Raw genomic sequence first — 14107 nt, forward strand, 5'->3', positions numbered from 1 at the left:
CATCAGCGTGCTTCATTATATCCTGCGGCACATCCATTAAAATCTCGTTCCACTTGCGGAAAGCGGCTGTAACTCCTCTTTCTCGCCCATGTATGTCTCCAGCCGGTGAATCCGGTAATCATACCGGTTAAACGGTACACCCGCTTCGTTACACATCGCCTCTACGACAAGCTCCGGCTTTAAGTTATCCTTGCTTCCGGATGCAAGCAGCATATAGACGCCATCCTTGTATTCTTTGATTTCATAGATGAGTGGACGGATATCCGTCAGTTCCTCTTTGGACTTCGTCTTCTTGACGATCTCAACCTTGTCTTTCTCTGCAAATGCAGGCAGCGCCTGTAAAAGCTGCGGTATTGTATCGTTCTCACATTCCTCGTTTTTGTAGATATAATAGTCAGACGCGGTCACGATTGCCATCGACGGCTTCGCATTGTCCGGAAGCTCGATGATATCCAATACCTGAATCTCCGGTGGCATCGTCGCATTCAGGCGCGCCATCATATCTTCGGTCGTTGTCACGCTCTCAAACTCTCCATCGAAATATTCCCCCTCCGATGTCATGCCAAGCGGCATCGGTGCCGCAAAGGAGATCATCTGGTGAGGCGAAAAGCCCTTCGAATATGAGACATCCAGCTTCGCCCGCCGGATCGCCTTCTGGAAGAACCGCATAATATCGAGATGTCCAATGAAACGAAGACTTCCAAGCTTGGTGTATTTAATTCTTAGCTTCAAAGCAGACACCTCCTCCATATGTGGCAGAACCACAGCCAGAACACTGCATCCGGCAGTTTCCGGTCGTTTTTCCCTCCTGTGCCTTATGCCACTCCTGTAACAGGAACCCGCGGCTCACACCGACGTCTAAATGCTCCCACGGGAACACTTCGTCATCCGGTCTTTTTCTCGCTGTATAAAATTCGATATCGACATGATGGTTTGCAAACGCATTTTCATACCGCTGCATATCAAAATACTCTGTCCACGCATCGAAGATGCCACCCTGTTCATACACATCTAAGATTGCCGCACCCAGTCTACGGTCACCTCTTGCAAGCACACCCTCTAAAATTGAGATTCCTGCATCGTGATACGAAAACTTCAGACTCTTCTGGTTTCGCTGTGCCCGGAAGGAGTCCTTCACATATCTTGCCCGGCGGGTAAATTCATCCGGTAGGATCATCGGTGCCCACTGGAACGGTGTAAATGGCTTCGGTACAAAATACGATGCCGATGCGTTGATCATGACACGGCCATTTCGTTTTTCCTTTGGTACATTGTCAAAATATATCTCTGAGATACGCTCTGCCAGATCCGCGATACCATACAGATCCTCATCAGTCTCCGTCGGAAGTCCGAGCATGAAATAAAGCTTGACCTTATCCCAGCCACCAAGGAACGCCTGTCTGCTTCCCTCTAACAGATTCTCGTCTGTAATTCCCTTGTTGATAACATCCCGCAGACGCTGGGTACCTGCCTCCGACGCAAATGTCAGGGAGGACTTCTTGATATCCTGCACCTTACTCATGACATCGAGAGAAAATGCATCGATACGAAGTGATGGCAATGACACGTTTACATGATCGGTATCCCGCAATGTAATCAGATAATTCAGCAGCACATCGAGATTCTCGTAATCACTCGAGCTAAGCGAGCTTAACGAAATCTCTTCGTAGCCGGTATTATCCAGCATCGTCCGCGCGTATTTTTTGAGCATTTCCACATTCTTCTGTCTCGTCGGACGATAGATCATTCCCGCCTGACAGAACCGACAGCCACGGATACAGCCACGCATGATTTCCAGACACACACGATCCTGTGTTGCCCGGATATACGGTACAACCGGCTTCATCGGGTATGATACATTCTCAAAATCAACGACGACCTGACGTTTTACCTTTGCTGGGACATCCTCATATTTCGGTACGACCTTCTCGATCGTTCCATCTTCCTGATACGAAACCTCATACATCGATGGCACATAAATACCCGGAATCGAAGATGCTCTCCGCAGGAAATCCTCCCGGCTCATGTCCGAATGTTTATACTGTTTGTACAGATCAAGCAATGCATCGTAGCTTGTCTCGCCCTCTCCGATATAGAAGATATCGAAGAAATCCGCCATCGGCTCCGGATTCACTGTACAAGGTCCGCCACCAATCACGATCGGATGCTCCTTCGTACGATCCTTCGCAAGCAATGGAATGCCTGCTAAATCAATGACCTGTAATATATTGGTGTAACACATCTCGTACTGGATCGTAATTGCAAGCCAGTCAAATTCCGAGATTGCCGTCTGTGTCTCCAACGAAAAAAGCGGAATGTGCTCCTTCCGCATGATCGCATCCAAGTCCGGCCATGGGCTGTACACACGCTCACAGTACACGTCCTCTCTGCGGTTAAACATGTCATACAAGATCTGAATTCCCAGATATGACATGCCGATCTCATAAACATCCGGAAAGCACATGGCGATCCGGACGTCTACCTCACTTAAGTTCTTGCGAACCATATTTACTTCATTTCCGATATAACGGGCCGGCTTTTCAATCTGCATCAAAACCCGTTCCGGAAGTGCTAATCTTTGTTCCATTCAATCTGACCTTTATTATTTATATTAGTTCTTAAAGCTGTGGATCGGTGCCGGGATTCTTCCCCCACGATTGATAAATGCATCGCAGGAATACTGGTTCACCGGCATGATTGGAGCATAGCCAAGCAGTCCACCAAACTCTGCCTTATCGCCAACTGTCTTTCCGATTACAGGAATGATACGGACAGCTGTTGTCTTCTGGTTTACCATACCAAGCGCCATCTCATCTGCGATAATACCGGAGATTGTCGTTGCCTTCGTATCGCCAGGGATTGCAAGCATATCCAGACCGACGGAGCAGACACAAGTCATTGCCTCAAGCTTCTCGATCGTAAGGGCACCTGCCTCAACCGCATCGATCATACGCTGATCCTCACTGACCGGAATAAATGCACCGGAAAGTCCACCGACATACGAGGATGCCATAACGCCACCCTTCTTCACCTGATCATTGAGCATGGCAAGTGCCGCAGTTGTACCTGGTGCACCGGAAAATTCCAGACCAATCTCCTCAAGGATTTCACCGACACTATCTCCGACTGCAGGTGTTGGAGCAAGCGAAAGATCGATAATGCCAAACGGCACTCCCAATCTCGCAGATGCTTCCTTCGCTACAAGCTGTCCAACTCTTGTGATCTTAAATGCAGTCTTCTTGATTGTCTCACAAAGCACCTCGAAATTCTCACCGCGCACTGCCTCAAGTGCTGCCTTTACAACACCCGGACCACTAACACCAACGTTAATGATGCAATCTGCCTCTGTCACACCATGGAATGCACCTGCCATAAACGGATTGTCATCCGGCGCATTACAGAACACAACAAACTTTGCACAGCCGATGGAATCCTGATCCTTCGTAAGCTCTGCTGTCTCCAATACAATTTCACCGATCAGCTTGACTGCATCCATATTGATACCGGTCTTTGTGGAACCGGTATTGACAGAAGAACAAACCTTTCCAGTTACTGCCAATGCCTTTGGGATAGAACGGATCAAAAGCTCATCAGCCTTTGTCATACTCTTCGAAACAAGAGCAGAATATCCACCGATAAAGTTAACGCCTACCTTATCTGCTGCACGATCAAGCGTCTTTGCGATTTCCACGAAATCATCGCTTGTCTTACATACACTGCCACCTACAAGAGCGATCGGTGTAACAGATATACGCTTATTTACGATTGGAATACCATATTTCTTAGAGATTTCCTCGCCTGTATAAACCAGATCCTTTGCCTTCATTGTGATCTTGTTATAGATATTATCACAGGTTTCCTTGAGTGTACCGCCCACACAGTCAAGCAGGCTGATACCCATTGTGATCGTACGGACATCCAGATTCATCCGGGAGATCATTGCATTGGTTTCAATTACTTCATTTATGCTAATCATTTGCTTTCCTCCATCCAATTACAGTCTGTGCATCATGTCAAAGATTTCTTCCTGCTGTGCCTTGATCTGCACACCAAGTTCCTCTCCGATACCTGCAAGATCCTCCGCAATCTGGTCATGATCCTTGGATGCAGCTTCAGCATTGACAACCATCATCATATTGAAATAGCCGTCTACGATCGTCTGGGCAATATCAAGGATGTTGATATTGTTCTCGGCAAGGTATACACACACTTTTGCAATAATACCGACTCTGTCTTTTCCTACTACCGTGATAATTGTTTTCTTCATCTTACTCTTCCTCCGTGTATTGAAAATATACTTAAATATCAAGCAGCGCACTGTGTGTATCTCTGTTTGCCACCTGCAAATGAAAATCCCGCACATCGTCTGTGAACGGATTTCCTTCTAACTCCGCCGCAACTGCCGCATAGGCAAGCTCCGGTAAGTTATTTTCCTTTGACAAATGTCCAAGAAAAATAGTTTTTATATGATCATTGAGCACATCACGGATCAGTTTCCCGCCCGCTTCGTTGCACAAATGTCCATAACTGCTTAAGATCCGCTGCTTGGTCGAATACGGATATGGTCCAACCTGCAGCATGCGAATATCATGATTCGCCTCCACCAAAAGCGCATCCGCGTCTTTGAGTGCCTGTATCATATAACCATCATATCCTCCCATATCGGTCGCAACGGCAATCTTCCTGCCATCACACAGCAGGCTGTAGCAGACCGGATCGGCCGCATCATGCCACGTACTGTGTGCCAGGATCTCAATATTGCCGACCATAAATGGTTCATCCGGCTGAATACTATGGAACAACCCATAGTCAAGCGTTCCAAGGCTCGTTGTGTATTTGATTTCTTCTATTGTCGCTTCTGTCGCATAGATTGGAATGCCATACGCTCTTGATATTACACCGAGACCACGTATATGGTCAATATGTTCATGCGTAATCACGATGCCGTTGATGTCTGCAAACGTCCGGTCTACGTCCTGTAACGCATCCAGTATTTTTTTCTTGCTGACACCGACATCGACTAATATCCCTGTATTTTCACTGCCAACGTATGTACAGTTTCCACTGCTTCCACTGGCAATCGTCATCATCTTCATAGTTTATCTCGCAATTCCCTCACTCTCCGGGAATAACACTTTCTTCATTTTTTCTTTTAGAAATGTGGAATCCTTCCATCGTCCCAGCTTCTTTGTGCGCTGCATCATTGCCTCGCCAAACAGCTTCTCCATGAACTTCACAAGGTTCGGTGTGCCGACCGCCCGGATCTTCACTTTATCCCCTTCAAACTGCAGATCGATCACCTTGTTTGCGACCTCTTCAAGATAGTAAAGCCGGATCTTCAGTCCAAATTCTTTCTCCGTTCGATCCATCAGCTCACAGCCCGCTGCAACCGGAAGTTTCTTTCCACCGATATCTAAGATCTGATAGATATATGGATGTGCCGACAGATACCCGACGCGGATATGATACACCTTTTTTCCATCCCGCACATGCAGTACCAGGTATTCCTTTTTGTACGAGATGCCCAGCTGCTCGATGCCTGTCATATACAGAGAATAAAACATCTGATTCGCATTTGGCAGGATACTTGATGCATAATCGGTCACATCGTAGGTTCTGCCTGTATATGGCTTCACCACACGTTCTATATAGGCTGCATACGCCGGATCAAGCTGCTTTGCATTCTTTTGATACCGTTTTTCTGCAATATAGTTTTTCAGAGTATCACCGATCGTGGCAAACGGCTTACGGATGAAATTTTCCTCATCCGCTGCAAACTTACAGATTCTTGCAACCAGATGTCCCTCCGGAAATACTTCATAACCGCCTGCAGTACAGGCGATCACCAGATTCTTTCTCTGGTTGATATAGACATTCTGTCCAAATACACCGTTGAACAGCCATGCACCATCCTTTAAGCACCAGATCTGATATCCGTACCCTTTCGTGAGCGTTGTATCCTCGAATTCCACATGTGTCTGTGTTGATTCGCGGATCCACGCCCGGCTTAAAAGCTGGATGTGTTTTCCATCCCGGATGATCGCACCATCATTTAAGTAAAGCTCACCAAGCTTTACCATATCCTGCAGGGAAAGCTTCATGCCCCAGCCACCGCGTTCAATGCCCTTCGGGCAGCAGTCCCATGTGATATTATGGATACCAAGCGGGCGAAACAGACGTGACTTCAAATAGGCAAGCATAGAACATCCCGCCCGTCTCGTCACGATTGCTGCAAGCATATAGGTATTTAAGCTATTATACGTGAAATCCGTCCCCGGTGCAAAGCTTACATCACTGCCAATAAATGATTTTCGCCAGTCCTCCGCGAAATACGAGCTTACCTCATCGAATTTCACACCTGCAGTCATCGTAAGCAGATGCTTCACCGTGACTTCCTTCATTGCCTTCTTCGTGAAAAGTCCGGTGTATTCCGGGAAGATATCTACCAGCTTCTCATCAAGCGATAACAGCCCTTCTTCCATCGCAAGTCCGACCGCCATGGATGTCACCGACTTGCACATGGAAAATGATACATGCCGGTATCCTGCGCCATAAGGCGGTACATAATGCTCCGCCACAAGCTTTCCATCCTTTAAGATTGCAATTCCGGCGAGTCCAACCTTTTTATCTTCGGACAATGACCGGATAAAATCATGTGTGCTCGGCAGATTGATATCTGCCACCAATGGATTACAGACCTTTTTATTCTCTGCTGTATACGCAGGCACAAACTCTTTGCTGTCATTTCCATGATAGATTGGAAGATTTGATTTCTTCGTCGTTACCATATCATAGAAAGAATCCAGTAATTTTAATTTCAGACTGTGTTGTTCCATCGGCAATCCCCCATTTTATTTATGTAAGTCTTACAAAGCTGCAGGCATCAATCAGACTATCCTGAAAGCCCTCTGTCTGTGTCAGATCAATCACCTGAAGCTTCTCCCGATATACTTCAAAATCACGACTCAATGGTCCGTGGATCAGAAGATCTGTAGCACCGGCAAGCGATGCATTTCCAACCACTTCCAGCTTATCCATGAAATCCTGTGGCAGCATACCAAGATCAATAGCATCCCGCGCATTCAAATAAAAGCCAAAACCACCGGCAATATATACCTTGTCAATATCTCTTGCATGCAGACCTGCTGTTTTAAGCAGACATTTGATTCCGGCATACACCGCCGCCTTTGCAAGCATGATAGACTGTAATATCTCCGAGTTGATATGGATTCCGTGAATCACGATTCCACTGTCTAAGAATTCCTCCGCCAGCGTTCCGTTTGCGTGAATCTTCTCCAGTCTTCTGCCAAGCGCGATTGCTTCAAGCAGACTGTTGCCATACGCATGCTGTTTTCTCGCACATCCCTCAAATGCTGGTCCACAGGCAGTACTCGTCGCCAAATACCGCTCTCCATCTTTTAGAACCATCTCACCGTTTGTACCAAGATCTAAGAACATGTAACGTTCTGGCACTTCTGTATTCCGACTTTTCTCGATATGCATCACACCCGCGATGACATCTCCGCCAAGAAACGCACTGCTACATCCAGATAAGAACACATTACAGTCTTCTTCTATAATCTCAGGATATTCTTCTTCGACAACCGCCATCTGTTCTTTCGTAAATAATTCCTGTCCTGGCACGATTACACTGCCATGTAGCGTCGTTGGAAATGGAGCTTCTCCCATATCTGAAATATCGTACCCAAGCAGGATGGAAATCATCGTTGTATTTCCTGTGATTGCAACAGCATCCAGCTTCACAAGCTCATGCTCCCGCTCGGTATGTTCCACCTGTTTTTTAGTATCTTCAAGCATTTCCTGCAGCAGTTCCACGATCGCAGCGACCGTCTGATCGCGCATTTTCACAAGAAAGCTTATATCCCGTTTCACAGTTAAGATTCGATTTATCACGTCGCTGCCATACAGACGCTGGGGATTCTTCGTACTCCGCTGTGCAAGTACGTCTTTGTCCTCCGCATCGATCAGACAGCTATCAATCATGGTAGAACCAAGGTCTACCGCCATATATATGTGTCGCATATTAGAAGATCGCCTTCGGTTTCTTCTCGATTGGGCGATATCCCTGCTCGGAAAGTACGCGCAGGATCTGCTCCTTGTGCTCCGGTCCAAATGCTTCAATCGTAATCACAAGTTCCACAGCAGAATTACGGTTGATTGTTACGAACTGGTTATGCTCAAGCTTGATGATATTTCCGTTTTCTCCGGCAATCACACCTGCCACACGCTGCAGCTCGCCCGGCTTATCTGGAAGCAATACAGATACCGTGAAGATACGGCTTCTTGCAATTAAACCGTGCTGTACAACTGATGAGAATGTGATCACATCCATATTACCACCACTCAAGATACTGACAACCTTCTGTCCCTTTGGCTCGAGATGCTTCAGCGCTGCAACGGTAAGCAGCCCACTGTTTTCTACAAGCATTTTATGATTCTCTAACATATCAAGAAATGCTACGATCAGTTCGCTATCCTCAACCGTAATAATATCATCCAGATTTTCCTTCAGATATGGGAAGATCTTTGTTCCCGGTGTCTTAACGGCAGTACCATCTGCGATCGTATCTACCTTTGGCAGTGTCGTTACCTTGTCATTGGCAAGGGATGCCTTTAAGCAGGCTGCTCCTGCTGGCTCTACACCGATTACCTTGATGTTTGGATTGAGCATCTTGGCAAGCGTCGATACACCTGTGGCAAGTCCGCCACCACCGACTGGCACTAAGATAATATCTACAAACGGAAGATCCTTTAAGATCTCCATCGCAACGGTACTCTGTCCGGTTGCGACATCCAAATCATCAAATGGATGGATAAAGGTATATCCCTTTTCCTCTGCAAGCTTCAATGCATACTGGCAGGCATCATCATAGACATCGCCATACAGTACAACCTCAGCACCATACGACTTCGTACGATTTACCTTGATGAGTGGTGTGGATGTCGGCATAACGATCGTTGCCTTCACACCATATGCCTTTGCTGCATACGCAACACCCTGTGCATGGTTTCCAGCAGACGCTGTGATAAGTCCCTTCTTGCGGTCTGCATCGGACAACGTGCTGATCTTGTAATAAGCACCACGAATCTTGTAGGCGCCTGTTACCTGCATGTTCTCCGGTTTCAAATATACTTTATTACCACAGGACTGTGAGAAAAACTCACTCTCGATCAGTCCGGTTGGCTTTGTCACTTTCTTCACGATCTCATATGCCTGCTCGAATTTCTCGAGTGTCAGCTTCTGTTCTGTCTGCGCTTTTTCTGCCATATTTTTATCCTTCTTTCCTGTAAGTTTCTTTTATGCAAAACCCTGTTTAATTCATATCAAACAAGTCATCATCTTTCGGAATATTCTCGATATTCTCATCGACGAGAATCTCCACATCCGAACGCATATCAAAATCTGCAAACAATGCATTCACATAGCTGTTCGGATCAAACTTCTGCAGATCGTCGATCTGCTCGCCGATACCAATGTATTTGACCGGAACATTGAGTTCTGACTGGATTGCAATCGCAATACCGCCCTTCGCTGTTCCGTCCAGCTTCGTAATGATAATACCGTTGATCTCGGTCACGGAGCTGAACTGTCTTGCCTGCTCTAATGCATTCTGTCCCGTCGTGCCATCTAACACGATCAGTGACTCCACATTTGCTTCCGGATACTCTCTTGTAATAATGCGACGCATCTTCGCAAGCTCATCCATCAAGTTCTTCTTGTTGTGCAGACGTCCAGCTGTATCGATCAGCAGGATATCTGTATTCCGGCTTTTTGCTGCCGCAACTGCATCGTAGACAACCGCCGACGGATCTGCGCCCTCATTCTGTGCGATAATATCTACACCGGCACGGTTCGCCCATGTCTTTAACTGGTCGATTGCCGCTGCACGGAATGTATCTGCCGCCGCCATCAGCACCTTCTTGCCTCGTGCCTTGTACTGGGCTGCCAGCTTTCCGATCGAAGTGGTCTTTCCAACACCGTTGACACCGATTACCAGCACAACTGTTTTCTTATTCTCAAAATCGTAGGCTGTCTCATCCACCTGCATCTGATCCCGTATAATATTGATTACCAGATCCCGGCATGCCTGTGCTTCCTTGATATGTTCTTCCTTGACACGTGCTTTCAGATCTTCTACGATCCGTTCCGTCGTCTCATAACCCATATCGGACATAACGAGTGTCTCTTCCAGCTCATCGTAAAAATCATCATCTAACTCGCTTGCCTTGAACAAGTTGTTGAAGCTATCTGAAATGCTGTTACGTGTCTTTGTAAGCCCTTCCTTTAATCTTGCAAAGAAGCCCTTTTTCTGTGGAGCTGGAGCTTCTCCTGGCTCATCCGCTGGTATCTCAGCCGGAATCTCTGTATCAACTGTCTCCGAAGGAACCTCAGATATCTCTTTCTCTGTCTCCACTTCTTCTGCTTCTGCAACAGTTTCCTGTGTCTGCACTTCCTGCAGTTCCTCTTCTGTAGTTTCCCCTTTTTTCTTCTTGGTAAACCAACCCATATCTTACACCTCCTTAATCATCCAATTCATTCTCTATCATATTCACCGATACAAGTGTCGAAACGCCCTTTTCCTGCATTGTGATACCATACAGGATATCTGCGGCTTCCATCGTACCTTTACGGTGTGTAATGACGATAAACTGTGTGTCCTTTGTCAGCTTGGACAGATATTTGGCAAATCGCTTGACATTCGAATCATCGAGTGCCGCCTCAATCTCATCCAGCAGACAGAATGGTGACGGTTTTAAACTCTGGATTGCAAAAAGCAAAGAAATCGCCGTCAAACTCTTCTCTCCACCGGAAAGCTGCATCATATTCTGCAATTTCTTTCCTGGCGGCTGTGCGATGATCTTGATTCCTGTTTCGAGCAGATCTTCCTCATCAACAAGCTCAAGGTCAGCCTTACCACCACCGAACAGCTCCTTAAATACTTTCGAGAACATCACACGGATCTCCTTGAATTTCTCCGCAAACTGTTCCCGCATTGCCCGGTCAAGCTCTGCAATAATATTTACAAGATTTGCCTCTGCCTTGCAGATATCATCATGCTGTCCCTTTAAGAACTCGTATCGCTCGGATACCTGCTTGTAATCCTCGATGGCATTGACATTGACATCGCCGAGCTGTTTGATCTTATTTTTCACTGCCGAAATCTCGCGCTTGAGTGATGAGATATCATCGAATCCGGCATCCTTATAGTCAAGTGCCAGATTATAGGTCAGCTCGTATTCTTCCCACATATAATTATTCAGACTTTCCGCCTGTTCGGACAACTTCTCAATCGATGCATTGATCTTGAATGCCGATTTGTCCAGTCCATTGATCTGCTCCGACAATTCCTCACGTTTATGGAAAAATTCTTTGTGACTCTCATTCAAAGCATCTTTACCTGAAATGAGTTCTTCCAGTTTCTTCTCCTTAATCGCGATCATACGGATATTCTCATCGAACTGCTGTTTTAAGCTGTCTGTCCGCTTTGTGAGCGTCGTAACCTCTTCGTTTCCATTGTTCCGCTTTAGATTCAGCGTCTGCAGGTTCTCCTTTGCTACCTGTTCCTCCGTCTTGATACGATGGATATTCTGCATCAGGAACTCATATTGCTGCTGTACGGTATTGAACTCCAGATTCAGCTTGTTAATTGAATCTGAAGCACCCTGCAGCCTACCTTTTTCCTCAGTCACTGCCTGTTCAAGCTTCGCAATCTCCGCTTCCAGCTCGTGAATGGCTTCCTCCTGCTTCTGGTTGTTATCCTTTAATTCCTGCTTGTTTGCATTGATCTCGTCGATCTGCGCTGCAAGCTCACCATTCTCGCGATTGATGCTTGCAAATCCGCGTTCTACCTCAGCCAGCTTTGCCTGTACCTGTTCAAGGTTCAGGGTATATGTATTCATACGGATGTTCATATTCTGGATCTCCGTATTTAATTCGTCACGGATACCTTTTTGTTTCTCACGGTCTTCCGTCAGGAATGTAATCTGCTTCTTATGTTCTTCCAGCTTCACGGAAAGCTTCTCGATCTGTTCATCAATTTCCTCAAGCTCTCGCTTTCTTCCAAGCAGATTTGATGTATTCTTAAATGCACCACCGGTCAGCGCACCGCCCGGATTGATCAGTTCTCCCTCGAGCGTCACGATACGCAGACTCTGTTTATACTTCTTTGCAAGCGCCATCGCATGGTTGATGTGATCGACAACTACGATTCGTCCAAGCAGATGTCCGATAATCGACTGGAATTTCTTATCATATCCAACCAATTCGGATGCGGTACCAACAACGCCCGGTTCCCGCTTTACATCGTTACTCACCCCGGAGCGATCGACGATTGACTGAATCGGCAGGAATGTTGCACGTCCAAACCGGTTCTGCTTCAAATACGCGATCATACTCTTGGCTGTTGCATCATCCTCTGTGACAATGTTCTGGATACTTCCGCCAAGTGCCGTCTCAATAGCTGTCTCATACCGCTTATCTACCTGTATGATATCTGCCACAACGCCGACGATCTTCGGATTCTTCGTCTTCTGCTCCATGACACGGCGAATACTGTTTCCGTATCCCTCGTAACGTTCCGTCAGATTGCGCAACGCTTCCTTCTTGGATTTCAGGCTGACGATCTGGTTACTCGTCTCCGTGACGCCACGCCGGTTTTCTTCAAGCTTCTGGCTGTGATCCGTGATCAGGTTCTGAACAGCCGTAAACTGTCCATTTTTTTCCTGCAATTCACTTTCTAACTCTTTGATTCCAGAGGTAAGCTGTGCTTCCTCCGTCTTTGCTTTTTCTTCCTCGCTCGTATATTCCAGCAGCCGTTTCTTAAGCTCTGTCTTACGAAGGTTGATGTTTTCCAGCATCGTATCGTATCTGCCGACCTTTGCCTTTAACGTACCGCCTTCATTCAAATACTCGATAATATCTGCTTTGGCATCCTCAATTGCCTGTTCCTTCGCGGTAATATCCTGTTCCAGATCCTGATACTGTTTTTTTGCCTCATCAAGCACATCATCTGCCTGATCCAGCTTCTCATCCAACTGGGATTTCTCCTCATACAATCCGGTAAGATCCGCTTTGTGCTTTTCCAGATTCTTCGTCTCTTTCTCAATCTGTTCGAGCAGCCCCGCATCACTTTGCTGATATGAGAGAATCTGCTGGTTGATAACGTTCATCTCGCCTTCTAACCGCTGATTGCTGAGCTTCTTCTCATGAATCTCATTTTTCGATGTATCAATCTTCTCGTTATAGGATTCCAATTGCTGCTCAATGCGTTCATATTCATCCTTCGCTGCCTCGAATTCATCCTTCAGACGTGACGCATCTGTCTCCACAATGGATAGCTTCTCCTCGTAGGATTCCAGCTTTACCTGTGTATCATCGACATCTAAGAGAAATGCATTGATATCCAGCTTCTTCAACTCGTCCTTGAAGATCAGATACTTCCGTGCCGTCTCCGACTGTTCCTTCAAAGGACCAACCTGTTTTTCCAGTTCCCCGAGAATATCCTTCACACGGGAAAGATTTGCCCGCTCGTTCTCCAGTGACTTTTCTGTTGCTGCCTTATTCTTCTTATATTTAACAATTCCTGCCGCCTCATCGAACAGCTCCCGGCGTTCCTCCGGCTTTCCTGACAGAATCCGCTCGATCTGTCCCTGTCCGATAATCGAATATCCCTCTTTACCGATACCAGTATCGAAGAACAGGGAATTGACATCCTTCAAACGGCTGACAACACCATTGATCAGATACTCACTCTCACCAGAACGATACACACGTCTGGCAACCGTTACCTCATTATAATCAATCGGCAGGCTGTGATCGCTGTTATCAAGTGTGATTGCCACATATGCCGAGCCCTGCGGTTTTCGAAGCTCTGTACCAGAGAAAATAACATCCTCCATCTTGGAACCACGTAACTGCTTCGCACTCTGCTCACCAAGTACCCAGCGCACGGCATCGCCGACATTACTCTTACCAGAACCGTTCGGTCCAACGATACCTGTAATACCATTGTTGAATTTGAAAATTATTTTATTTGCAAAGGACTTAAATCCATATATTTCTATGCTTTTTAAATACATACGTTAC

Annotated in this window: 10 protein-coding genes; all 10 read right to left on the bottom strand. The window is 46.5% G+C overall.

From position 1 onward, the window contains the following. Window positions 1–36: 36 nt before the first annotated feature. Genes AAAT93_RS06175 through smc form a run of 10 tightly spaced genes read right to left on the bottom strand, consistent with a single transcriptional unit; the run spans window position 37 to window position 14100 of the window. Window positions 37–732, bottom strand: a complete 696-nt coding sequence (locus AAAT93_RS06175; RefSeq protein WP_021985563.1) for a TIGR03936 family radical SAM-associated protein — start codon at window positions 730–732, stop codon at window positions 37–39. Continuing rightward, entirely contained in the window at window positions 716–2587 is a 1872-nt protein-coding gene (locus tag AAAT93_RS06180) for a TIGR03960 family B12-binding radical SAM protein (protein WP_227572817.1), read from the bottom strand. Before AAAT93_RS06180 ends, AAAT93_RS06175 begins: the two co-directional genes overlap by 17 nt. 24 nt (window positions 2588–2611) lie before the next feature. Next, window positions 2612–3976, bottom strand: coding sequence for a PFL family protein (locus AAAT93_RS06185; protein WP_021985565.1), 1365 nt, complete (start codon window positions 3974–3976; stop codon window positions 2612–2614). Window positions 3977–3994: 18 nt separating this feature from the next. After that, window positions 3995–4267 (bottom strand): ACT domain-containing protein, encoded by a 273-nt coding sequence (locus AAAT93_RS06190; RefSeq protein ID WP_021985566.1) that lies wholly within the window; start codon window positions 4265–4267, stop codon window positions 3995–3997. A gap of 31 nt (window positions 4268–4298) precedes the next feature. After that, window positions 4299–5096 carry an MBL fold metallo-hydrolase gene (locus tag AAAT93_RS06195; RefSeq protein WP_021985567.1) on the bottom strand — a complete coding sequence of 266 codons (798 nt, stop codon included), beginning with the start codon at window positions 5094–5096 and terminating at the stop codon, window positions 4299–4301. Window positions 5097–5099: 3 nt separating this feature from the next. Next, complete coding sequence (locus AAAT93_RS06200; protein ID WP_021985568.1) at window positions 5100–6836, bottom strand: serine hydrolase domain-containing protein; 1737 nt, start codon at window positions 6834–6836, stop codon at window positions 5100–5102. 19 nt (window positions 6837–6855) lie between these two features. Further along, the gene (locus tag AAAT93_RS06205; protein ID WP_021985569.1) at window positions 6856–8043 is read right to left on the bottom strand and encodes an ASKHA domain-containing protein; all 1188 of its coding nucleotides are present in this window, start codon (window positions 8041–8043) and stop codon (window positions 6856–6858) included. Window position 8044: 1 nt separating this feature from the next. Next, window positions 8045–9289, bottom strand: a complete 1245-nt coding sequence (gene ilvA / locus AAAT93_RS06210) for a threonine ammonia-lyase (RefSeq protein WP_021985570.1) — start codon at window positions 9287–9289, stop codon at window positions 8045–8047. A gap of 46 nt (window positions 9290–9335) precedes the next feature. Continuing rightward, window positions 9336–10529 carry a signal recognition particle-docking protein FtsY gene (gene ftsY / locus AAAT93_RS06215; protein WP_021985571.1) on the bottom strand — a complete coding sequence of 398 codons (1194 nt, stop codon included), beginning with the start codon at window positions 10527–10529 and terminating at the stop codon, window positions 9336–9338. A 13-nt stretch (window positions 10530–10542) separates the two neighbouring features. Continuing rightward, window positions 10543–14100, bottom strand: coding sequence for a chromosome segregation protein SMC (gene smc, locus AAAT93_RS06220; protein WP_021985572.1), 3558 nt, complete (start codon window positions 14098–14100; stop codon window positions 10543–10545). Window positions 14101–14107 lie beyond the last annotated feature (7 nt).

It is taken from the genome of Coprococcus hominis (ex Arizal et al. 2022) (assembly GCF_040094675.1).
Classification (GTDB): domain Bacteria; phylum Bacillota; class Clostridia; order Lachnospirales; family Lachnospiraceae; genus Coprococcus_C; species Coprococcus_C hominis.